The sequence below is a fragment of the Microbacterium enclense genome, assembly GCF_001456955.1.
GTDB classification, from domain to species: Bacteria; Actinomycetota; Actinomycetes; order Actinomycetales; family Microbacteriaceae; genus Microbacterium; species Microbacterium enclense.
Genome location: NZ_KQ758467.1, coordinates 158,345 through 179,276 on the forward strand (window position 1 = coordinate 158,345; position 20,932 = coordinate 179,276).

22 protein-coding genes are annotated in these 20,932 nt (G+C 68.5%); 11 read left to right on the forward strand and 11 right to left on the reverse strand.

The features are described from left to right. Nucleotides 1-406: 406 nt before the first annotated feature. The 5 genes from AS029_RS00725 (at nucleotide 407) to AS029_RS00745 (ending at nucleotide 7,158) form a co-directional block, all read left to right on the forward strand. A complete protein-coding gene (locus AS029_RS00725) occupies nucleotides 407-1,261 on the forward strand; it encodes an endonuclease domain-containing protein (protein ID WP_058230709.1) in 855 nt (284 codons plus the stop codon). A gap of 413 nt (nucleotides 1,262-1,674) precedes the next feature. After that, nucleotides 1,675-2,817: a phosphoribosylformylglycinamidine cyclo-ligase gene (purM, locus tag AS029_RS00730; RefSeq protein WP_058230710.1), complete on the forward strand. Its 1,143-nt coding sequence runs from the start codon at nucleotides 1,675-1,677 to the stop codon at nucleotides 2,815-2,817. A gap of 6 nt (nucleotides 2,818-2,823) precedes the next feature. Beyond that, the gene (gene purF / locus AS029_RS00735; protein ID WP_058230711.1) at nucleotides 2,824-4,299 is read left to right on the forward strand and encodes an amidophosphoribosyltransferase; all 1,476 of its coding nucleotides are present in this window, start codon (nucleotides 2,824-2,826) and stop codon (nucleotides 4,297-4,299) included. Then, entirely contained in the window at nucleotides 4,296-5,513 is a 1,218-nt protein-coding gene (locus AS029_RS00740) for an MFS transporter (RefSeq protein ID WP_058230712.1), read from the forward strand. The genes purF and AS029_RS00740 overlap by 4 nt, the downstream gene beginning before the upstream one ends. A 256-nt stretch (nucleotides 5,514-5,769) precedes the next feature. After that, complete coding sequence (locus AS029_RS00745; RefSeq protein ID WP_058230713.1) at nucleotides 5,770-7,158, forward strand: hypothetical protein; 1,389 nt, start codon at nucleotides 5,770-5,772, stop codon at nucleotides 7,156-7,158. Between the two features lie 170 nt (nucleotides 7,159-7,328). Here AS029_RS00745 and AS029_RS00750 read toward each other — a convergent pair whose 3' ends face one another. After that, a complete protein-coding gene (locus AS029_RS00750; RefSeq protein WP_058230714.1) occupies nucleotides 7,329-7,511 on the reverse strand; it encodes a DUF3073 family protein in 183 nt (60 codons plus the stop codon). A gap of 163 nt (nucleotides 7,512-7,674) precedes the next feature. Here AS029_RS00750 and AS029_RS00755 point away from each other — a divergent pair, with 163 nt between their 5' ends. After that, nucleotides 7,675-8,187 carry a universal stress protein gene (locus tag AS029_RS00755; protein WP_058230715.1) on the forward strand — a complete coding sequence of 171 codons (513 nt, stop codon included), beginning with the start codon at nucleotides 7,675-7,677 and terminating at the stop codon, nucleotides 8,185-8,187. 4 nt (nucleotides 8,188-8,191) lie between these two features. Here AS029_RS00755 and AS029_RS00760 read toward each other — a convergent pair whose 3' ends face one another. The 3 genes from AS029_RS00760 to AS029_RS17465 all read right to left on the reverse strand — a co-directional run bounded on the left by AS029_RS00760 (nucleotide 8,192) and on the right by AS029_RS17465 (nucleotide 10,207). Continuing rightward, nucleotides 8,192-8,797 carry a PadR family transcriptional regulator gene (locus AS029_RS00760; RefSeq protein ID WP_058230716.1) on the reverse strand — a complete coding sequence of 202 codons (606 nt, stop codon included), beginning with the start codon at nucleotides 8,795-8,797 and terminating at the stop codon, nucleotides 8,192-8,194. Then, entirely contained in the window at nucleotides 8,797-9,642 is an 846-nt protein-coding gene (locus AS029_RS00765; RefSeq protein WP_058230717.1) for a DUF4097 family beta strand repeat-containing protein, read from the reverse strand. Before AS029_RS00765 ends, AS029_RS00760 begins: the two co-directional genes overlap by 1 nt. 400 nt (nucleotides 9,643-10,042) lie before the next feature. Beyond that, nucleotides 10,043-10,207 (reverse strand): hypothetical protein, encoded by a 165-nt coding sequence (locus AS029_RS17465; RefSeq protein WP_167345213.1) that lies wholly within the window; start codon nucleotides 10,205-10,207, stop codon nucleotides 10,043-10,045. Between the two features lie 194 nt (nucleotides 10,208-10,401). On the opposite strand from AS029_RS17465, the gene AS029_RS00770 reads away from it, so the two are divergent. Both AS029_RS00770 and AS029_RS00775 read left to right on the forward strand, forming a co-directional pair. Further along, the gene (locus AS029_RS00770) at nucleotides 10,402-10,671 is read left to right on the forward strand and encodes a DUF7218 family protein (protein ID WP_058230718.1); all 270 of its coding nucleotides are present in this window, start codon (nucleotides 10,402-10,404) and stop codon (nucleotides 10,669-10,671) included. Nucleotides 10,672-10,675: 4 nt separating this feature from the next. Further along, nucleotides 10,676-11,641 (forward strand): DNA topoisomerase IB, encoded by a 966-nt coding sequence (locus tag AS029_RS00775; RefSeq protein WP_058230719.1) that lies wholly within the window; start codon nucleotides 10,676-10,678, stop codon nucleotides 11,639-11,641. Here the strand turns inward: AS029_RS00775 and AS029_RS00780 are convergent. The 4 genes from AS029_RS00780 to AS029_RS00795 form a co-directional block, all read right to left on the reverse strand. Further along, nucleotides 11,616-12,611, reverse strand: a complete 996-nt coding sequence (locus AS029_RS00780) for a cation diffusion facilitator family transporter (RefSeq protein WP_058230720.1) — start codon at nucleotides 12,609-12,611, stop codon at nucleotides 11,616-11,618. The genes AS029_RS00775 and AS029_RS00780 overlap by 26 nt on opposite strands. Beyond that, entirely contained in the window at nucleotides 12,608-13,102 is a 495-nt protein-coding gene (locus tag AS029_RS00785; RefSeq protein WP_228375843.1) for a transporter substrate-binding domain-containing protein, read from the reverse strand. The genes AS029_RS00780 and AS029_RS00785 overlap by 4 nt, the downstream gene beginning before the upstream one ends. 476 nt (nucleotides 13,103-13,578) lie before the next feature. Then, complete coding sequence (locus AS029_RS00790) at nucleotides 13,579-14,256, reverse strand: HAD family hydrolase (RefSeq protein WP_058230721.1); 678 nt, start codon at nucleotides 14,254-14,256, stop codon at nucleotides 13,579-13,581. A gap of 44 nt (nucleotides 14,257-14,300) precedes the next feature. Next, nucleotides 14,301-15,518 (reverse strand): MFS transporter, encoded by a 1,218-nt coding sequence (locus tag AS029_RS00795; protein WP_058230722.1) that lies wholly within the window; start codon nucleotides 15,516-15,518, stop codon nucleotides 14,301-14,303. A 34-nt stretch (nucleotides 15,519-15,552) separates the two neighbouring features. On the opposite strand from AS029_RS00795, the gene AS029_RS00800 reads away from it, so the two are divergent. From AS029_RS00800 to AS029_RS00810, 3 genes are all read left to right on the forward strand, one after another. After that, nucleotides 15,553-16,140, forward strand: coding sequence for a sugar O-acetyltransferase (locus AS029_RS00800; RefSeq protein WP_058231161.1), 588 nt, complete (start codon nucleotides 15,553-15,555; stop codon nucleotides 16,138-16,140). Further along, nucleotides 16,137-16,727 carry a TetR/AcrR family transcriptional regulator gene (locus AS029_RS00805; RefSeq protein ID WP_058230723.1) on the forward strand — a complete coding sequence of 197 codons (591 nt, stop codon included), beginning with the start codon at nucleotides 16,137-16,139 and terminating at the stop codon, nucleotides 16,725-16,727. Before AS029_RS00800 ends, AS029_RS00805 begins: the two co-directional genes overlap by 4 nt. A gap of 104 nt (nucleotides 16,728-16,831) precedes the next feature. Then, the gene (locus tag AS029_RS00810) at nucleotides 16,832-17,422 is read left to right on the forward strand and encodes a dihydrofolate reductase family protein (protein WP_058230724.1); all 591 of its coding nucleotides are present in this window, start codon (nucleotides 16,832-16,834) and stop codon (nucleotides 17,420-17,422) included. 108 nt (nucleotides 17,423-17,530) lie between these two features. Here AS029_RS00810 and AS029_RS00815 read toward each other — a convergent pair whose 3' ends face one another. The 3 genes from AS029_RS00815 to AS029_RS00825 form a co-directional block, all read right to left on the reverse strand. Beyond that, nucleotides 17,531-18,124, reverse strand: coding sequence for a dihydrofolate reductase family protein (locus AS029_RS00815; protein ID WP_058231162.1), 594 nt, complete (start codon nucleotides 18,122-18,124; stop codon nucleotides 17,531-17,533). Nucleotides 18,125-18,338: 214 nt separating this feature from the next. Then, nucleotides 18,339-19,433, reverse strand: coding sequence for an NAD(P)-dependent alcohol dehydrogenase (locus AS029_RS00820; protein ID WP_058230725.1), 1,095 nt, complete (start codon nucleotides 19,431-19,433; stop codon nucleotides 18,339-18,341). Nucleotides 19,434-19,731: 298 nt separating this feature from the next. Continuing rightward, a complete protein-coding gene (locus tag AS029_RS00825) occupies nucleotides 19,732-20,910 on the reverse strand; it encodes an amidohydrolase family protein (RefSeq protein WP_139167978.1) in 1,179 nt (392 codons plus the stop codon). Nucleotides 20,911-20,932 lie beyond the last annotated feature (22 nt).

Sequence of the window (20,932 nt, forward strand, 5' to 3'; positions counted from 1 at the left end):
TGTAAGGACGCGCCGCGGGCCGGGCGATGGCCCTTGCGCCCCGTGTGTCGGCAGTGGCGGGGGTCGTGCCGCGGAGGTGCCGTATCGCCGGGCGGGGCGTGGGCGGAAGGGAGGGGATCGGCGCGGGGGAGGATGCCGGGACCTCGGTCGGTCCTCCCGTCGCGGATTCTCCTCCGCTCGCGTGGTCCGGCGGTGCTGCGCGCGCGGGGTGGGGCTGATTCGCGGGGGAGGGGATCGGTGGAGGGGAGGATGCCGGGACCTCGGTCGGTCCTCCCGTCGCTGATTCTCCTCCGCTCCCGGGTGGGGCCGGCGAGGGGGCTTCCCGACCGCTCCTCCCCACCCGGTTCTCCACAGGTGATGGCGCCGGCTCCTGCATCCGTTCGAGCCGGTCGGGCACGCTACTGCGATGAGCGCACCCCTTCCACGACGCATCGACGCCCTCGTCAGCCGTGTGCGCGTGCTCGACGGGGTGGCCTCCTCCGCCCGGCTCCAGCGGGAGGGAGCATCGGCCGCCACGATCGCGGCGGCCGTTGCTCGCGGAGATCTCGTGCGGCTCCGCCGTCGGTGGCTTGCGCTCCCCGATGCCGATCCCCTCCTCGTCGCCGCGGCGCGGGCGGGGGTGACGCTCGCGTGCTGCACGGCGGCCGTCCGTCACGGGCTGTGGGTTCTCGACCGCGACGTTCTCCATGTCGCGGCGCCCGCGCACGCGGGGCGCATCACTGTCGCGGGGGGAACGCGTGTCCATCGCGCGCAACCGCTGCTTCCTCGGCATCCGGAAAGCCTGATCGACGAAGTCGTCAACGTTTTGGGGCTCGTGAGCGTGTGTCTTCCGGTGGAGGAGGCGTTGGCCGTGTGGGACTCGGCGCTGAACAAGAAGCTCGTCACCCTCGACGAAATGCGTCGATATCCCCTCGGCGCACGGGCGCGCCGGCTCGCCGATCTGGCAACGCCCCTGCCGGACTCCGGACTCGAAACCTTCTTGATCGTCCGGTTGCGATGGCTGGGCGAACGGCTTTCGCCGCAGGCGTGGATACTCGGTCATCGCGTCGATCTGCTGATCGGCGAGAGGCTCGTCCTTCAGGCCGACGGCGGGCATCACGTCGGCGCGCAGCGCGAGGCCGACATCCGCCATGACGCCCTGCTGGCACTCAACGGCTACCACGTCATTCGCGTCGGGTATCGCCAGATCGTCGATGACTGGCCCTCCGTCCAGCTGCTCATCACGCAGGCCATCGCGCAGGGCTTGCATCGCGCGCACTGACGCCCGCCGCGTGGGCCGCCCGAGTTCGTGGGAAGGAGGAGATTCGTGCGGGGGAGGATGCCGCGGAGCCGGTTCGTCCTCCCGTCGCTGTATCTCCTCCCGCCGTCGCCAGAGCCGTAGCCGTCGCGCGGCGCGCATCGCGTCGGTCTCGGGTCTGTTGCTGCGGTCGAGGTGCGCCGGGCGGGCTGCCGGGTCTGTGGGAGCGGAGGAGATTCGTGCGGGGGAGGATGCCGCGGAGCCGGTTCGTCCTCCCGTCGCTGTATCTCCTCCCGCCGCGAGCTGCCCCCGGCCGGAGCTGCCCGCCCCGCCCCGAGCGGATGCGACCCGCCGGAGCCCCGCGCGCCGCGCCCCGCACCGGCGCCCGTGCCGGCTCCCCGCGCGACGCGCGTGTCGACCCCGGGTAGTCTGTTGCGGTGGCCTCAGCTCCCCACGAAAACCCGTACTCCGCCGCAGGCGTCGACACCGCCGCCGGAGACCTCGCCGTCGAACTGATGAAGTCGGCCGTGCGCCGCACCCACGGACCCGAAGTGCTCGGGGGAGTGGGCGGCTTCGCCGGGCTCTTCGACGCCTCGGCGCTGCGCGACTTCGCCAAGCCGTTGCTCGCGACGAGCACCGACGGGGTCGGCACGAAGGTCGCCATCGCGCAGGCCATCGACAAGCACGACACCATCGGCGAAGACCTCGTCGGCATGGTGGTCGACGACATCGTCGTGGTGGGCGCACGTCCGCTCTTCATGACCGACTACATCGCGTGCGGCAAGGTGGTGCCGCAGCGCATCGCCGACATCGTCGCGGGGATCGCGCGCGGCTGCTCCCTCACGGGCACGGCGCTCGTCGGCGGCGAGACCGCGGAGCACCCGGGGCTGCTCGGCGTCGACGACTACGACGTCGCAGGGGCGGCGACCGGCGTGGTCGAGGCCGACCGCGTCCTCGGCGCCGACCGCGTGCGCGGCGGCGACGTCGTGCTGGCGCTGGCTTCGAGCGGCCTGCACTCGAACGGCTACTCGCTCGTCCGCCACATCATCACCGGCGCCGGCATCGCGTACGGCTCGGCCTCCGCCGACCTCGGCGGCACCTGGGGCGAAGCCCTGCTCGAGCCCACGCGCCTCTACACCTCGCCGCTGCTGCGTCTGCTCGACGACGCGGCCACCGGGTCCGGCATCCATTCGCTCAGCCACGTCACCGGGGGCGGCATCGCGGCCAACCTCGCGCGCGTGCTGCCGCAGAACACGTGGGTCGACGTCGATCGCTCGACGTGGAGCCCGTCGCCGGTGTTCCGCGTGCTCGCCGACATCGGCGGGCTCGAGCTCACCGCGACCGAGGGCACGTGGAACCTCGGCATCGGCTTCCTCGCCGTCGTCGCTCCCGAGATCGCGGATGCCGCGACTGCGGCGTTGACGGCCGAGGGCATCGCCACGTGGCAGGTGGGCGTCGTCCGCGACGACGCGCGCCCCGAGGGCGACTACGAACAGGGCGCGAAGGGCGTCGACGGAGGCGCCGTGCGCCTGGTCGGCTCGTACGCGGATGCCGGTCACCCGGCGAACGGAGCGAACTAACACCCCATGTGCGGCATCGTCGGCATGGCCGGGCAGGGCCCGGTCAACCAGGAGATCTACGACGCGCTCCTCCTTCTCCAGCACCGGGGACAGGACTCCACGGGCATGGCCACGGCCGAGTCCACCGGCGTCTTCCACATCCACAAGGCCCGCGGTCAGGTGCGCGAGGCGTTCCGCACCCGTGACATGCGCGCCCTTCTCGGCGACATCGGCCTCGGCCACGTGCGCTACGCCACCAAGGGCACCGCGTCGAACGAAGAAGAGGCGCAGCCCTTCTATGTCAACGCCCCGTACGGCATCGTGCTGGTGCACAACGGCAACCTCACGAACACGCGCGAGCTGACCAGCGAGCTGTTCAGCAAGGACCGCCGGCACCTCAACACCAGCAGCGACACCGAGCTGCTCGTGAACATCCTCGGCTCCGAGCTGCAGTCCGAGATCACCGGACCCGACCTCGACCCCGCCCAGGTCTTCCGCGCCGTGACGCGCGTGCACGAGCGCGTCGAGGGCTCCTACGCCTCGATCGCCCTCATCGCCGGCTACGGCCTGCTCGCGTTCCGCGACCCGTTCGGCATCCGTCCGCTCATCCTCGGCAAGCGTCCCGCGCCCGAGGTCCCCGGCGGCGAGCCGCGTGACGAATGGATTGTGGCATCCGAGTCGCTCGTGCTCGAGAACGGCGGCTTCGAGGTCGTGCGCGACGTCGAGCCCGGAGAGGCCGTGTTCATCGCCCTCGACGGCACGCTCCACGCGCAGCAGTGCGCGGCGAACGCGACGCTCGCGCCGTGCTCGTTCGAGTACGTCTACCTCGCCCGTCCCGATTCGGTCATGAACGGCGTCTCGGTCTACGAGACGCGGCTCCGCATGGGCGAGCGCCTCGCCGACACGGTTGCGAAGTACACGCCCGCCGGATCCATCGACGTGGTCATGCCCATCCCCGACTCGGCGCGACCGGCGGCGATGCAGGTCGCTCGCAAGCTCGGCATCGAGTACCGCGAGGGCTTCTACAAGAACCGGTACGTCGGCCGCACGTTCATCATGCCGGGGCAGGCGGTGCGCAAGAAGAGCGTGCGCCAGAAGCTCAACGCCATGTCGACCGAGTTCCAGGGCAAGAACGTCCTGCTCGTCGACGACTCCATCGTGCGCGGCACGACCAGCCGCGAGATCATCCAGATGGCTCGGGATGCCGGGGCCACGAGCGTGACATTCGCGTCGGCCGCGCCGCCGGTGCGCTTCCCGCACGTGTACGGCATCAACATGCCCTCGCGGCACGAGCTCGTCGCCCACGGCCGCACGATCCCCGAGATCGCCGAAGAGCTGGGCTGCGACTACCTCGTCTATCAGGAGGTCGACGACCTCAAGGCCGCCATCATGGAGGGCACCGACCTGGTCGACCTCGACATGAGCTGCTTCGACGGTCGGTACGTCACGGGCACCGTGTCGGAGGAGTACCTCGCCTGGGTCGAGGGCAGCCAGGAGTCTTGACCCGCCGCGCGGCGGGGCACGTCGCGCTCGCCGCGGCGGCCGTCGTGCTGCTGGCGTTGACGCTGCGCATCGCGGTGGCATCGCTGTCGCCCCTGTTGACGGTCATCGGCCGCGACTTCGAGGTGCCGGCGGCCGTCGTCGGGCTCATCGGCATGGCTCCGCCCGTGGCCTTCGCGCTGTCGGGCATGGTGACCCCGGCGATCGAGCGCCGGCTCGGGCTGGAGCGCACGGTGCTCATCGCCGCGTCCGTCGGTGCCGTCATGCTCTGCCTGCGCGCCGCCGCCGTCGACGCCTGGATGCTGCTGGGGGCGACCGCCGGTGTCTTCGCCGCCGTCGGCGTGGCCAACGTGCTGCTGCCCACCGTGGTCAAGAAGTACTTCCCCGCCCGCATCGGGCTGATGACGACGGTGTACACGACCACGATGGCGGTCGCAACCTTCACCCCGCCACTCGTGGCGGTGCCGCTGGCGGGGGCGGTGGGCTGGCGGGGATCGTTCGTGACGTGGGCGGCGGTGGCGGTTGCGGCGGTCGTGCCCTGGGTCGCGATGAGCCTTCGCTCCCGCGCCTCGCGCGCCGACGTGCTCGCCGAGCCCCGGGCGTCGGTGCTGTCGCGCATCGTCCGCGTACCGCAGACGTGGGCGCTCGTGATCACGTTCGGGGTCAACTCCGCGGTGGCCTACGGGATGTTCGCGTGGCTGCCGCTGCTGCTGATCGATGTCGCCGGGGTGGATGCCGCCGAGGCGGGCGGCCTGCTGGCGCTCTTCTCGTTCATGGGGCTTCCGGTGTCGCTGCTGGTCCCCGTGCTGGTCGCACGACTCGGGCGCACCACCCCGTTCTACGTGGTCGCCGTCCTCGGCGGCCTGACGGGCGTCGTGGGGCTGCTCGTGGCGCCCGCGGCGGCGACGGCGCTGTGGGTCGTGCTGATCGGCATCCCTCCGCTGATGTTCCCGCTCGCGCTCGTGCTGTTCGGCCTGCGCACGCGCTCGCACGAGACGGCCGTCGCCGTCAGCGGCTTCGTGCAGAGCGCCGGCTACGGGTTCGCCGCGCTGATGCCCCTCGCGATCGGGGTGACGCACGAGCTGACCGGTGGGTGGACCGCCGGGCTGATGCTGCTCGGCGCGGCGCTGCTGCTGGTCGTGCCGGCGGCGATCATCATGGCGCGCCGGGAGTCCATCGAAGAAGCGTGGGAGCGGCGCACAGGCTCGACCTGGTGAGGGTGACCCGTCGCCGATAGCGGGTGAAGCGCGGCGTGAAGCGCCATGCCGGCGTCCTCGGGAGGCGGCCGGAGGAGCGAGAGGATCCGGTCGTCGAAGCCCTCCGGAGCAGGCGCTTTCCGTGTGGTACGCCGCCCCCTGGGAAACGACGGCGGCGGTGACGACGCACCTGTGCGTCGAACGTCTGCGTGCGCCGATGTCATCGTGGCATGACTCGGGCACTCGCCCATGTGCCCACCCGCCCCCGAGGTAACCGATGCCCGATCTCACCCCCGCCGCTCCGCTGCCGCTCCGGCGACGGACGGTGCTGCAGGCGACAGCCTGGACCGTTCCGGCGATCCTCGTGACGACCGCCTCACCCGCTGTCGCGGCGTCGGGTGACCGCATCGCTTTCATCTCCGTGCCATCCACGACCGCGGCGTGCGCGCCGACGACCGAGGTGCTCGTCCTCCGTCTCAGCGGCTCTTCTCCCGTTGCGGGACAACTCGTCGACCTTTCGCTCTCCGCCGGCTGGTCATGGGGACGGGGCGGCGGAACGTACATCTCGGATGCCGACGGAACGGTGACGGTGCCGGCAGGCGACATCGTGGCCGGGGGGACGGATGCCACCCTGACGGCCATGTGGGCCGGCGCGCGCGCGTCGACGACCCTCGCCGCGACCAAGACCGGCGGCCTCTCCTCCGACCGGCCGGCAACCCTGTCGAGCCTGCCGGATGCGGACAACGCCGACATGATGCGGCTGTCGTCGACCGGGGACACCCTCGTCGCGGTCACCTCGACGGGCGCGATCTGGAGTATCGACGGGTCGGGCTCGTGGACGGCGGTGGGAACGGGAGCGGCGAGCGGACCCGATCAGGCTGCCTTCCTCGTGACACGCTGGAATCGGGCCGCCTGGTGGATCAACGACGGCCGGCTGTTCTTCGGCGGCTCGCAGGCGAGCATCGACCCTCGGGCGAACAGCGATTTCGTGCGGTTGTATGCCCTCGGGGCGATCGGTGTCGCCGTGCGCGCGAACGGCGACGTGTGGAAGTGGGACGACGACAACGGCTACACCCTCCTCGGGCGCGGCGCGGCGACCGGCCAGAGTCAGCTCGCCGTCGCGGCATCCCCGGCGACGGGGGCCGGCTCGGCGGCGGTGTGGCTCAGGGCCGGCGTCGTGTTCGTCGATTCCGCCCCCGCGGATCTCCCCGCGGGGACGAACGAGGGGTTCGAACGCGTGTACTCGTGCCCCGGCGGTGTCGCCGCCGTCACATCGGGAGGAGTGCTCTGGACCTGGACGGCCGCGGCGGGGTGGAGCGCCGTCGGCACGGGAGCGGCGACCGGTGCAGGCCAGGCGACCTACCTCAAAGACGACGTCAACGACGGGCCGGTGTGGATCCGAAATGGTCGGTTGCGGTACCGGGACGAGTGGGCGAGCATCCCCTCGACGACCGAGAACCACGACTTCGTCTCGCTGACGGGGTGCGCGGGAACGGTTCTCGCCGCGAAGAGCACCGGAGATCTCTGGATGTGGAATCAGTGGCCGGGCTGGATCCGGCTGACCTCGAACGTCGCACCGGGGGCAGGACAATTCGCCTACCGGACCGACGACGGCGATCGCGACGCGAATTCGGCGTACTGGATCACCCCGCGGAGCTCTTGCTGATGCGGTTCCGCGTCGGGGTCGCCGATGCGCGGCGACGCACCGACGCGACGCTCGTGATCGCCGCACACGGCAATGGCGGTGACGATCACGTCACCGCCATGTCGCGTGTCAGCGGGGATGAGTCACGTCGCCGAGGTGCCGGATCGCGAGCCGCGACGCGCGGGGAGGCCTCAGGCCTTCTCGTCTTCGTACTCGTCGCTGTACTGGTCGGCCCACTTGTCGACGTACGCGTCTTCACCCGCTTCGGGTGCGCCCAGTTCGCGCTCGAGAGCCGAGTAGTTCACCGAGTAGGTGTCGTACTTCAGCTCACGGGCGATCTTGGTGTTCTTCGCCTTCTGACGGCCACGCCCCATGCGAGACCCCCTCACGATCGACGTCGAGGGCCGACGATGGGCCCTGCGTATTGCGGTTCCGGACCGAGCCGGTAAGAGTAACACCCAGGATATCACGGCGCATTCCGGCCCAGCCGTCGCGCGGTGTCCGCCCCGCGCCGCGGGCCGCCCGAGAGGAGTCACCATGACCGATCAGTCTGCTCGCACCGCCGCGGGGCCGGTGATCGCGGGCGTCGTCCCCGGACAGTCGACGCGGGTCGTTCGCGAAGCGGCGCGGCAGGCGGCTCTGGCGCATGTCGAGCTGATCGTCGTGCACGTCGACACCACGCGGTTCGTGGCGTTCGAAGACCCCGACGGCTACGTGCACTCCTCGACCGTCGACGTCGCCGGCGCGGCCGCGAAGGCGGCTCTCGACGAGGTCCGACGCGCTGCGGCGGAGGCGCTGGCGGGTGACCCGGTGGCCTGGAGCGTGCGCCAGGAGATCGGCGACCCCGCCCTCGCGCTCATCCGGTTGGCCGATGCCGTGCACGCCTCCGTGCTCGTCGTGGGCACGCGCAAGCGCGGCCTCGGGGAGTCGCTGCGGGAGTTCCTCACCGGCTCGGTCGCCGCGCGCCTCAGCCACCGTCAGCGCCGACCGGTTCTCGTCGTCCCGCAGGACGACCCGGTCGGCGCCGACGACCAGCTGCCGTGGGAGTGACGCGTCAGCCGCGCATGGCGTGAGCCACGGCGTCGGAGGCCTGGCGGAGCGCCGCCTCGATCTCGTCGACTCCGGATGCCGTGAGCTCGCCGCCGCGGGCGACGTGCGACCGCAGCTCCGAGCGCACGCGGCCACGGAACTCGGTGATCGCCGCGTCGGCGCGCGACAGCTGCTCGCGGCTGCGGGAGCGGGCGTCGTCGACGGGGGCGGTGTGCGCCTGCTCCCGTTCCTCGCGTGAGGCGGCGGCGAGGTCGGCCCGGAGGCTCCGCATGGCATCCCGCACGCTTCCGCGCACCTCGTCGGCGATGAGGCGGACGCTGTCGGCCAGACCGGCTTGGATGCCCTCGAGATCGCCCGTGCGGTTCGCGACCTCGGCCCGACCGGCATCCGTGATCTCGTAGACGGTCTTGCGTCCGTCGACGGTCTTGGTGACCAGGCCCTCCTCCTCGAGCTTCGACAGGCGCGGGTAGATCGTGCCGGCCGAGGGGGAGTAGGTGCCGCCGGTGCGCTCGGTGAGGGCCTGCATGAGGTCGTAGCCGTGGCGCGGAGCCTCGTCGAGCAGGCTCAGGATGTACAGGCGCAGGTCGCCGTGCGAGAAGACGGGGCTCATCACCACTCCTCCTCTCCGGCGAGCTCTTCGGGGCGCAGGCCCGAGATCCCGCGACGCAGCACCGTGATCTCGCCCGAGACGGTGTTGGCGCGCACATCGACGAACGAGCCGGCGAGGGCGCCGGTCGACCCGGTGTAGTTCGTGGGACCCGACCCCGACCGCACCTGGCCGTCGATCTGCACGCGGCCGCTGACCGAGCGCGAGACGTAGTTCGCGGGGAGCGAGCGGTCGAGGCGGATGGTGGCGGTGCCGCTGACGGAGTTCAGACTGATCGCCTGGGTGGCGCCGCTGGAGTCGACGAGCATCGCGCCAGAGACCGTGTCGATGGATGCCTTCGTGATGCGGCCCGTGGCCGCGACGTCGCCCGACACGCTGTTCGCGCTCAGGGCTCCGTCGAGTTCGCGCACCTGCACGTCGCCCGAGACGGCGTTGAGGTTGACGTCGCCGACGAGGCCGTCGACCATGATGTCGCCCGAGACGGTGTTCAGGCGCACGTCGGTGCGCAGGCCCGCGACCAGGGCGCTCGCGCTGACGACGCCGAGGGTCAGGGCGACGGTGCGCGGCACCGCGACGCTCACCTCGGCCTTGGGGCCGCCCGCGCCGAAGTTGCGGAACACCTCGAGGAAGTTGTCCCACCGCAGCTGCGGGTGGTCGATCTCGAGGCGGCCGTCGACGACCTCGATGCGCAGGTCTTTGACGGTGACGCCGTGCACCTCGATGCGGGTGTCGGTCTCGTCGTGGGCGATCACGTCGACCTGACCGCCCACGAGGCCGATCTTGAGTTCACGCACGGCATCGAGGTCGATGACGCGCGTCTCGCCGGGGTGGATGATCCATTTCTCCATTGCTGGGGCTCCTCACTCGCGATATATCGCGTTGACATGAGTATCGCGATATATCGTGTTTCCGTCAACCCCCCGACGACGGCGCGGCGCGCGCGTCGGTGGCTTCAGTGAGCGCAGCTAATCGCGGGCGGGGCTTTCGGCCGGTGGCTTCGACAAGCTCACCACCTGGGTGGTGGTGGCTTCGACGGGCTCAGTCACCTCGCGGCGAGGGTGGCTGCCTGGCTCAGCCACCTCGTGGCGCTGGCCGCCCGGACGAGAGAGGTTCCTGAGCCTGTCGAAGGAACCGGGACCCGCAGAAACACGGATGCCACGCACCAGAGCGGTGCGTGGCATCCGGGGCGGGCGAACCCGCCGGTGGGGAGGAGCGATGCGCACCCGAAACGCGTCGCTCCTCGGGGGGTCACACGGGCTTGCGGCCGCGGATCAGGCGGAACAACAGCACGATGAGAGCGATGAGGCCGACGATGATCGCGACCCACAGCAGGAAGTTCGCGGCCTGGCTCAGGCTGCCGAAGATCGCCAGCACGATCGCGGCGACGATGATGATGATCAAGAAGATGTTCATTGGGGGGATTCCTTACTCCCCGTGCCGGAACACGGGACCTGGCGAGTGGTGAAACCAACGTCCCATCCCCGTCGGCGTCCGCGCCCGGGGTTGACGACCGTCGAAAACCCTTGATAACCAGGCGCGTTGTCAACCCCGCGCGCGTGTGACGACTCCCGCCCGTAGCGTCGTCATCCCGACGGAAGGAGACGGCCATGCCCCAGGGACGCGGGTCGAACAGCCTGAAAGACCCCGAGCTTTACGAGGAACTACGCAAGCAGGGCGACTCGAAGGAGAAGGCGGCGCGCATCTCGAACGCCGCCGCGGCCCAGGGTCGCGAGAAGGTGGGTGAGAAGGGCGGGCACGCCGAGAACTACGAGGATCGCACCGTCGACGAACTGAAGAAGCGCGCCAAGGAGCTCGGCATCACCGGGTACTCCGGCAAGAAGAAGGCGGAGTTGATCGACCTGCTCCGCAACCACTGACGCGATGCCTCGACTGATCCGCGTCCGGCCGTACGAAGACCCCGGTTATCGCCGGGTGAGGTCGGGTTCGGGCTTCCGTTTCGTCGATCACACGGGCGCGTCCGCTCCCGAGCGCGACGCTGAGCGCGCGCGTGGTCTGGTGATCCCGCCCGCGTGGCGGGAGGTGTGGATCGCGAAGGAGCCGAACGCCCACATCCAGGCCGTCGGCACCGACGAGGCGGGTCGACGTCAGTACACGTACCACGCCGACTGGTCGAAGCGGCAGGACAAGGGCAAGTTCGCCCGCGCGCTTCAGCTCGCCGAGGCGCTTCCGCGGGCGCGCGCCCGCGTGACGCAGTCGCTGCGCCGCCCCGAGGCGGACCGTGAGCGGGTGCTCGCGGTGTCGTTCCGTTTCCTCGACCTCGTCGCCCCGCGCGTGGGCAATGCGCGCTACTTCGTCACCAACGGCAGCCGGGGCCTCACGACTCTGCAGAGACGGGATGCCACGGTCGAGGGCGACCTGATCCGTCTGTCGTTCCCCGCCAAGAGCGGCAAGCGCGCCGAGCTCTCGCTGCGCGATGCGGAGCTGGCATCCATCGTCGAGGAGCTCGCCCTGGGCCGCTCGCGCGCCGCGCTGCTGAGCTACAGACGCGGGCGTCGCCGCGTGCCCGTGACCCCCGGAGACGTCAACGGCTACGTGCGGTCGCTGACCGGCGGCCCGTTCAGCGCGAAGGATTTCCGGACGCTGCGCGGCACGATCCTCGCTGCGGAATCGCTGGCGAAGGTCGGTGCGACCGGCGGCAAGAACGAGCGCAAGAAGGCCGAGGTCGCCGCCGTCCGCGCGACCGCCGAGGCGCTCGGCAACACCCCCGCCGTTGCACGGTCGAGCTACATCGACCCCCGCGTGTTCGCGCTGTACCGCAAGGGCCGCACGATGGAGCTCGGCGGATCGAAGGATGCCGCGATCAGGCGTCTGATCCTGGGGGAGTGACGGCGTCGACGACGTCGGGCAGCCGGGGGACGGGCACGATGACGATGTCCTGCACCTTCCAGTCCAGGGCCACGCACCCCTGACGTGCCCGCTCGATGTCGGCGAGTGCCACCTTCCGGCGACGCGGGACGACGAACGCCTCGATATGGAAGACGTGGCCCTCGTCGCGTACGCGGCTGCCGGCCCGGGCCACCCAGGGCAGTCCCGCGAGGTACTGGTCGACGCGGCCGGCGAGCGGGTGCGGACGGTTGTCGTCGAAGGTGGTGGCGCGGGCGTCCATCAGGTCGACGACGGCCGCCCGGAGGTTGCTGACGCCGTCGTGCAGGATGCTGCCCGAGATGAAGATGGCGGCCGCGGCATCCATCCACCACAGCCCCACGCCGATGCCGAGCACCCCGACGATGGTGCCGAGGGAGGTCTGCCAGTCGGCCTTGTTCATGTCGGCGTCGGCGTAGAGCACCTTGTTGTGCAGCTCGCGCGCGAGGCCGAGCTTGAGGCGGCCGAGGATCACCGGAGGGATGCCGGTGACCGCCATCACCGCGATCATCAGCCAGCCGAGCCAGATCGTGACGCCGAAGAGATCGACCGTGCCGATCGTGGGGTGCTCGCCGCGGAGGAGGTTGATGGAGGAGTCGACCAGGAGGAAGGTGCCCATACCGGTCAGGGCGACCGCGGCCACGAGGTGTCCGACAGCGACGGAGCGGTGGAAGCCGTACGGATGCCGTGTCGTCGGCGGACGCCGCGCGAGCCGCACGGCGATGAGGAACGCGATCGGCGGGATGAACGAGAGCAGGTCTTCCGACCAGGCCGCCTTCATCGCTTGCGAGCTGCCGAGCACGATGAACACGAGCGTTGCGGTGACGACGAGCACGCCGATCGTGACCCACTCCAGGCGCACGGCCCGGCGCAGGGCCTCGACCTGCTTCGGCGGCAGTTCGGTGCGGCCGAAGCGCACGGTCTCGCCGCTCATGGCGCGATCCCTTTCCGCTGCGCTTCCTCGGTGAGGAAGCTCTCGAGCCGCGACAGGAAGGCGTTCTCGCCCAGCGGCACCAGCATCACGAGCTTGACCTTCTCGCCGTCGTCGAGGGTTGTCTCGGCCCAGGGGCGCGTCGTCCCCGCCTTGGTCGTCCAGGGCGTCTTGTCGGTGAGGCCCCCGGCGACGACGTCGAGGTCGCCGTCTTCGAGGCCTCGCACGAGCGACTCCTCGGAGCCGATCGTCCACTCGACGTCGGCGCCGAGCGACTCCGCGAAGCCGGTGAGCGCCTCGGCCTCGGTGCCGGTGGGCTCGCCGTCGCCGAGCTCGATCCATCCGTCGTTCGGTGAGACCCCCGCGCGCAGCACCCCGCCCTCGACGTGCTCGAGCGTGCCGTCGGGGTCGGACGGAATGTGGATACCGCACCCGCTCAGCACCAGGATGCCGAGGGCGGCCGCGAGGGTCGCCGCGCGTCTCGATCTGGCCACGGCGCTCCTCCACATCGACTCGGACGTCGTCATTGTGGAGGGGACCGCCGCGGGCCGTCGCGGGGGTTGCGGAGGTGGTCGGCGGGTCGTATCGGTTTGCCGAGGAGGCGCCCAGAGGTTGACGCGGACGGCTCGCCCTCGCACGAACAGGTCTGGGATCGTGCCCATGATCGCGGTGACGACGGATGGGCTCTCTTCTGCCCCTTCGCCTTCGCTGAGACCGGACTCGACTTGACCTTCACGAAGCCCGGTGCGGGCCTTGATCGGAGCCGTCGACCACCACAAGCCTGCGCGTAGACCTTCCCGAGAGAGTCGCCGGTACCGACGCGTGGCACGACACATGCACCAACGGACGCGTGTGAACATCGTATTCGTCGTCGGCTCCCTTCTTCCATCGGAGGGACGCACCACCTCGGAGACGTCAGGCCTCGCTGGGCGGATCGCTTCCGACTGTCAGTCCCGAGGGAGTCGTCCCATCAGTGCTGCTCAAGGATCCATTCGAGAAGCTCTCGCGGCTTCATCGTCCCCATGCCTTCGCGGACGACGAGGTCAGCCTCTTCGAACCGCGTATCCCAGGGGTCCCGGGTGTAGGGGATTGCGATGCAACGCATCCCCGCTGATTTGGCGGCGAGGACTCCAGCGACGGCGTCCTCGATCACAACGCAGCTCTCGGGCGCATGCCCGATCCGTTGGGCAGCCTCGAGGAAGACGTCGGGAGCCGGTTTGCCCTGTGGGACATCAAAGGCCGAGACGCGGATCGCTAGAAGGTCGGCCACTCCTATGGCGGTCAGGGCGGTGAGGATCAAATCATTCGATGAACCGGAGGCGACAGCCATCGGGATTCCCTGCGCGGAGAGAAGTTCAACGAGCTGAACCGCCTGTGGGAACGGGCGTACGGTCGGAAGAAGTCTCACGATGTGTGCAAACTTCTGCAGCGTGAGTTCACGTGGGTCAGCGTTCACCCCGAACTGGTGCGCCATCAGTTCCATCACTTCGTGACCCCCCATTCCGATGAACGGCTTTTTGAGCTCGGGGGTGAGGTCGATGCCGTAGTCGGCGAAGGTGAGACGCTCGGCTTCGAAGAGCACGGGCTCTGAGTCGACGAGGACTCCATCCATGTCCCACAGGACCGCTATGTCAGATGTGGTTTCCATTGCGTGGCTCCTGGATTCGCGACTGATGTGGTGCAAGACCGCCGTCAGCTGGCTTTGGAAGAAGTGGCTCGGGGGAGGGCGAAGCTGAGGGCGAGCGCGATGAGCCCGGCGGCGGGAATCACGAGCAGCGCAGCTTGCAGGCCAGCGGTCTCGGAAAGGGCGCCAATGACGGGCGGCGAGGCGAGGAAACCCAACCTCATCAACCACGACACGATCGCGATACCGGTCCCGCGCCGCAAGCCCGGGAGTTCATCCGCCGCGGCCATCGCGGCTGGCACCAGCGTTGCGACTCCAAGCCCGGCAGCGGCGAAACCTGCGATGGTGCCAGGGACGGAGGGAAACAGCAATGCTGTGCCCATGCCAAGGGCGATGATGACACCGCCGACGCGAGCGACGGCCCGCTGGCCGAAGCGGTCTACAAGGGGGTCTCCGGCAAGGCGACCCACGAACTGCGCAGCAACCAGAGCCACAAGGCCGGTCGCGGCGATTGCCGGGGCGGCGCCCAGGTCGTCACCGAGATAGAGGGCAGCCCAGGAGAAGCCCGCATCCTCCACCAGCGTTCCAGCGATAGCCACGAAGACGAGAGCTACCAACATGAGCACGATCCGCGGGTTCGATCCCCGCCGGACCACACTGACCGCGCCGGAATCCGCCGGTGCGATGACGTCCGATTCCGGATCCCGACCGGGAAGCGTAAGACGGAGGGCGATCGCTGCGATGACCACAAAAACCAGCGCGGAGATGGACAGGTGAATCCCCAGCGGAATTCCCAGTGCGATGGCTGCGGCGGCCATGCCGCCACCGGTCACCGCCCCCACCGACCAGATGGCGTGAAACGAGTTCAAAATGGACTTGCCGTACTCACGCTGCACTCGCATCCCATGGGCATTCTGCGCAACGTCGGTGATGGAGTCCGCGGCGCCCCCCACAAGGAGCGCCACAACGAACAGCGGAACAGAGGGAGCCAGGCCGGCCGCCAGAAGTCCCAGGGCAGTGACGATCGTGCCCGCCACTGCCAGGCGCCCTGATCCGGCCCACCGTACGAGAGCCCCCGCAGCCAGGCCCGCCGCGATGGCCCCCGCGGGGAAGGCGATGATCGTCAACCCGTAGGTCCCATTGTCGAGACCGAGCACGTCTTTGATCTCGGGGTAGCGCGGAAGGATGTTGGCGAACAGGGCCCCGTTTGTGAAGAAGAGGGCGGACACCGCCAGGCGGGCGCGGCGGGCGACGCGTGTCGGAGCGGCGGTTGTGGTCGACGTCATGCGTACGATCGTACACATAGCGTATGGTCGCCTCATGACCACCGATTACTTCGCGGGCGATCCCCGCAGCAATCGCGAGCGCATGCTCGCCGGCGAGCTCTACATCGCAGACGATCCCGACAGTGCACGCATCGCGAAGCGAGCCCTCGAGCTCATGCACGCTTACGGGGTAGCGACCGCCACTGCGCCGGACACCGCGCGACCGCATTTGCAAGAACTGCTCGGTACGCTCGGCGAGGACGCCTACGTCAAGCCGCCTCTATTCGTCGATTACGGCGAGAACATTCACATCGGCGCCCGCACCTTCGTCAACTACAACCTGACAGCGCTCGACGTTGCCGAGATCCGCATCGGCGAAGACTGCCAGATCGGTCCCAACGTGCAACTACTCACGCCTACGCATCCGATCGAACCCGGGCCGCGGCATGACAAGCTCGAGGCGGCGAAGCCCATCTCAATTGGCGACAACGTGTGGCTTGGGGGCGGGGTCATCGTGTGTCCAGGTGTCTCCATCGGCGACGACTCCGTCATCGGCGCCGGCTCCGTCGTGACGCGTGACATCCCCGCCGGAGTTGTCGCTGTCGGAAGCCCCGCCCGCGTCGTGAAGGAGATCGGCGCGTGAGCGTCCCTCCGTCTCCTCGCTCGCGACGGCTCGACCCTCGGCGTCGCGAGCGGATCGTCGACGCTGCACTAGATGTCATCGCGTCAGAGGGGGTCGCGGGAATTTCGCACCGCAAAGTCGCCGCTGCCGCTGACGTCCCCCTCGGCTCGATGACCTACCACTTCACCGGGATCGATCAACTCATCCATGAAGCATTCACCCGCTTCGCGACCTCCGTTAGCGATCAGATCGGGCAGCGCATGCTCACCGCGCAGACGAGGGATGACGCAGTGGACGCTCTCGTCGCGCACATCGACGATGATCTCTTCGGCAGCCGACGTGATCTCGTTCTTACCCACGAGCTCTACACGCTTGCCGCTCACGACGACCGTTACCGCCTTCTCACGACCGACTGGATGAAACGCAGCCGCAGCGCCCTTGAAAGGCACTTCGACCCCACTGCGGCTCGCATCCTGGACGCGCTCGTCGAGGGTCTCACCGTCCATCGGGCCCTCGATCTGGAAGCGGTTCCCCCCGGACTCGCCCGCAGAGCAGTGTCGCTTGTGGTCGGAAACGAACGACGCTTCGACGAACCGACGCGCCAGTAGCGGTATCACCCACCGAACCGGTAATCGAGATCGGTGCAAGAACGATCGGCTCTGCACGCCCCGGGGGTCTGGAGACGGGCTCTCAGCCTGCGTATGGTCGACCCATGAGTCGGATCATCGTGGAGCAGCTCATCACCGCAGACGGGTTCGTGCAGGACTCGGACGGCGGCATGAAGTTCATGGACGTAGAGCCGATCGACGACGCGGACTCCGAACAGATGAAGATGTTGAGCCGGGTCGGCGGCATCGTCCTCGGTCGACGTACCTACGAGATGTTCTCCAGTTACTGGCCGGCCGTTGACCCCGCCGATGAGCCGGTCGCCGGATGGATCAACTCGCTCCCCAAACACATCATCAGCAACACCCTCGACTCTGCTCCGTGGGGGGACCTCGCCCCCGCCATCATTGAGAGGGGCGACCCCGCGGAGACAGTCGCGCGACTTCGCTCGAAGGTGGAAGGCGACCTCATCGTTTGGGGAAGCCTGCAGCTCACCGATGCCCTGTTCCGCGAAGGGCTGGTGGACGTGTTGCGCCTCCGCGTTGTTCCCAGCCTCATCGGTGAAGGTCGCGGACCGACGCCCGCCGACATCGGCCAAACAGTGATCAGCCAGGTCGCGAGCCACGCAGGTCCCGGCTGGGTGACGATCGAATACCAGGTCGCAAACCGCGATGACGGCGCAACCTCGGGCACATAAGGGCGTCGCCCCGCTGATGCGAAGACCGAATGCCCGAGGCGCGCTCTAAGCGGCATGGGTGGTAGTGCCCAACCGATGTGTTTCGCAGCGTCTTGCTACTCGCAGGGGTCAGTGTGTCCGTGCGGTTGGGCGGTAGGTCAACTCGACCGTGTGACCGTCGAACAAGCGACTCTCGAGGAGGTCGAGATCGTAATCGCCGAGACCGTCGAAGATGGGGCTGACTCCCGTGCGGCCGGAGATCACGGGAAATATCGTGACCTGGATCCGGTCGACTAAGCCCGCTGCCAGCAGCGACCAATTAAGGGAGAGGCTGGCCTGCGATCGCAGGGGAATGTCGGATTCCCGCTTCAAACGCCGAATGACGTCCTCGGCGGCATCACCGTCGATCGTCGCATCGGGCCACCCCAGGGTGTCGTTGAGCGTGGACGACAGGACGGTTGCCGGCATCCGGACAAGGCGCCTGTTCCACTCATCAAGGATGTTGGGGTCGAAGCCCTTATTGAAGATCTGGACCACCTTGCGGAAGGTCGTCGCGCCGTAGATCATCCTCTGCGGCGTACGGAACAGCTTCGCCCGGTGCGCGAGAAGCTCCGGCCCCTGCTTGCCCCAGTAACCGCCCCACTCGCTCTCGCCCGGCGACATCTCGTAGGAGCCGTAGCCGTCGAGAGTCGAGAAGACGTCCCACGTGTAATCCACGGCCATATCGCCCCCCAGAACGCACACCGCCGATGCGCTGAACCGACACCGGAGCCTCACGTGTCGTCGACCATACGCATCCCTGGTGCCGGTTGTCTATCGAACCAGAAGGTGCAAAACCGATCGGTTTTGCACCACGGGCTCTATGCCGGGGTCACTCTCAGCGTTGTCTGCTTGGAGAGCGCGTTGGTGATGGCGCGGGTGGGGGATCCGTTGCCGATTACGCGGGGAGGGTCTCGGCGCGCTCCCGATCCTGTTCGAGCGTGCTGTTGTCGATGACGTAGCGAAAGCGCACGGCATTCGCGACCATCTCGTCGAAGGCTTCGTTCACCTGCTGCACGGGGATAACTTTCACCTCCGGGCGGATGCCGTGTTCGGCGGCGAAGTCGAGCACTTGCTGCGTCTCGGCGATGCTGCCGATGAGTGAGCCCCCGATGGTGATGCGGCTCATCGATACGGCGCCGAAGTCGATGCCCGCTTCGTGGATGGGCTCGAGCATGCCGACCGTGACGAGTGCTCCGTCATGGCGTATCAGCGAGAGGTAGGGCCTCATGTCAAACGGCGTGGGGATGGTCGACAGGACGAAGTCGATGCTCGCGGCGTGCGCTTGTACGGCGTCGTCGTCGTTCATGTCGACGACGTCGTCGGCTCCGAGCTCGCGCAGATCGTCGGCTTTGTCGGGGGTGGTGGTGAGCGCGATGACGCGGTCGGCGCCGCGCGCCTTGGCCAGCTGCAGGGCAAGGTGGCCGAGTCCGCCGAGTCCGGCGATTGCGACGGTGCTGCCGGCGCCGACGTTCCAGTGTTCCAGCGGAGACCACGTCGTCACGCCCGCGCAGAGCAGCGGCGCTGCCTGTTCGAGGGGGATGGCATCCGGGATACGCAACACAAAGTGCTGGTTCACCACGATCTCGTCTGAGTAGCCGCCCAGGGTCACCTCGCCGGTGGCGGGGTCTTTGCCGTTGTAGGTGAAGATGGCCGGCGGGTTCTGGTACTGCTCCTCGCTCACGCCACGCTGCGACTCGTCGCCCCAATAGACAAGGCATCCCACCCCCACCCGGTCGCCAACCGCGAAGGCGGTGACGTCGGCGCCGACCTCGGCGACGGTGCCAGCGATCTCGTGCCCGGGCAGGCACGGCCATAGGGTCGCGAGCGCGCCGCCGAACTCGTCGCGGGCCTGATGCACGTCGGAGTGGCAGACGCCGCAGTACGCGATGTCGATCCGCACGTCCTCGGCCGCGACTTCGCGGCGATCAAAGGTGTACGGAGCGAGCGGAGTGTTCTTGTCGGGGGTGGCGTAGCCGATGTTGGAGGCCATGAGGGGTGTCCTTTCCGCCCGCGGGGAGGAGGGCGTGCGGGAACGGTACGGCTCACACCTGGACAGAAAGGACCTCTGGCACTTTCGCGTCAGCCCACTATTATTCGCAGCCCCGTGCGGCGAGGCGTCGCAAGCGCAGGGTTAGCTGGGCTGCCTATAGCCGAAACTGCCACCTTGGGTGAGTGCGCGGAAGCAGCCAGGCGCTTGAAGCTCAGTTGGTCACCGGTGCTCGTCTCCAGTGGTGCAAAACCGATCGGTTTCGCACCCGGCTCCGAGCTCTGGAGCAGGGTTCGGGCCCTCACTCCAGAGAGGCTGGCCAGATCATCCTCCCGTCCTTAAACGTCGCGTAGACCCGTGACAAATCCGCAGGTTGCACTGCCTCCGATGTGGTGTCGAGGACTGTCAGATCGCCGCGAAGGCCTATGTCAATCGCGCCGCGCTCGTCGTCGTCGAAGAAGTCCGCGGGTTCGGATGTCAGCGCTCGTAGGAGGTGATGGACGCCCATTCCGCTCTTCGCCATTGCCTCGAGTTCCGGGCGGGTGTCCCTCTCTGACATGTACCCCACATCGGTACCGAAGATAACTTTGCCCCCTTGCCTCATGAAGTCGCCCAGCGCTGTGTAAATCGGGTGCAGGTAGCCGGGATCTGCACTAACCGTGGAGGCGAACATGTGCAGTGTTGGCACCATCCGGACGCCGCGGTGAGCAGCCTGAGCGAGGAGGGGGGCGGTCCCCTCCGTGTCATCAGGAACGTGGGCGAGCGCATCGACTCCCGCGTCCAGTGCGACGGCTGTTCCCTCCCGGTTCGAGGGGTGCGCGAAGACCCGTGCACCCCGTCGGTGCGCTTCCTCAACGGCAGCGCGTGCAACAGAGGTTCGCATTGGTTTCACCCTCTCTGGGGTGACGTATGAGCCTGTGAATAGCTTGACGATTCTGGCGCCGCTTCGCAGTTGCGATGCAACGGCGCGCCCGGCCCCGAATCCGGTCACGGGCGCTGGCAGCATCCACCGGGTGAACCAGGGGACAAGTTCCCTCATGTAGAACGGGACGCCACGCCAGGGGCGTATTCCGGCGCCGGCCGTCATGATGTTGGGGCCGCGAAGCTCGCCCGCTTCGATTCTTCGGATGAGTGCGTTTGTCGTCCGCGGGTGCGATCCTAGGTCCAACACGGTCACGAAGCCCCGGGAGAGCATCATGTCATCGATCGCGGCTTGCACACGCGACACTCCAGCGCCCGACTGATCGGACCACACGGCCTCCGTGAGGTGCACGTGACAGTTCCAAAAGCCGGCTGTCACGACTCTGCCGGCCAGATCGACCTCTCGCGTGGAGGCATGCCGGTCAGCCTCGACCCCAATACCGGTTATACGACCCTCGCTGACAAGTAGGCTCTGCGGGCCGGATACTCGCTCTCCGGGCCTGCGCCAAACACGAGCATTGCGCATCAGCAGCGATCCAGGCTCGAGACCGTTACTCACGGTCACACCGTATGCGCGTGAC

Excerpts from the sequence above, each read along its gene's own strand:
- AS029_RS00725 (WP_058230709.1), top strand. The coding sequence starts at position 407 with ATGAGCGCACCCCTTCCACGACGCATCGACGCCCTCGTCAGCCGTGTG.
- purF (WP_058230711.1), top strand. The coding sequence starts at position 2,824 with ATGTGCGGCATCGTCGGCATGGCCGGGCAGGGCCCGGTCAACCAGGAG.
- AS029_RS00745 (WP_058230713.1), top strand. The coding sequence starts at position 5,770 with ATGCCCGATCTCACCCCCGCCGCTCCGCTGCCGCTCCGGCGACGGACG.
- AS029_RS00750 (WP_058230714.1), bottom strand. The coding sequence starts at position 7,511 with ATGGGGCGTGGCCGTCAGAAGGCGAAGAACACCAAGATCGCCCGTGAG.
- AS029_RS00755 (WP_058230715.1), top strand. The coding sequence starts at position 7,675 with ATGACCGATCAGTCTGCTCGCACCGCCGCGGGGCCGGTGATCGCGGGC.
- AS029_RS00760 (WP_058230716.1), bottom strand. The coding sequence starts at position 8,797 with ATGAGCCCCGTCTTCTCGCACGGCGACCTGCGCCTGTACATCCTGAGC.
- AS029_RS00765 (WP_058230717.1), bottom strand. The coding sequence starts at position 9,642 with ATGGAGAAATGGATCATCCACCCCGGCGAGACGCGCGTCATCGACCTC.
- AS029_RS17465 (WP_167345213.1), bottom strand. The coding sequence starts at position 10,207 with ATGAACATCTTCTTGATCATCATCATCGTCGCCGCGATCGTGCTGGCG.
- AS029_RS00770 (WP_058230718.1), top strand. The coding sequence starts at position 10,402 with ATGCCCCAGGGACGCGGGTCGAACAGCCTGAAAGACCCCGAGCTTTAC.
- AS029_RS00775 (WP_058230719.1), top strand. The coding sequence starts at position 10,676 with ATGCCTCGACTGATCCGCGTCCGGCCGTACGAAGACCCCGGTTATCGC.
- AS029_RS00780 (WP_058230720.1), bottom strand. The coding sequence starts at position 12,611 with ATGAGCGGCGAGACCGTGCGCTTCGGCCGCACCGAACTGCCGCCGAAG.
- AS029_RS00790 (WP_058230721.1), bottom strand. The coding sequence starts at position 14,256 with ATGGAAACCACATCTGACATAGCGGTCCTGTGGGACATGGATGGAGTC.
- AS029_RS00795 (WP_058230722.1), bottom strand. The coding sequence starts at position 15,518 with ATGACGTCGACCACAACCGCCGCTCCGACACGCGTCGCCCGCCGCGCC.
- AS029_RS00800 (WP_058231161.1), top strand. The coding sequence starts at position 15,553 with ATGACCACCGATTACTTCGCGGGCGATCCCCGCAGCAATCGCGAGCGC.
- AS029_RS00810 (WP_058230724.1), top strand. The coding sequence starts at position 16,832 with ATGAGTCGGATCATCGTGGAGCAGCTCATCACCGCAGACGGGTTCGTG.
- AS029_RS00815 (WP_058231162.1), bottom strand. The coding sequence starts at position 18,124 with ATGGCCGTGGATTACACGTGGGACGTCTTCTCGACTCTCGACGGCTAC.
- AS029_RS00820 (WP_058230725.1), bottom strand. The coding sequence starts at position 19,433 with ATGGCCTCCAACATCGGCTACGCCACCCCCGACAAGAACACTCCGCTC.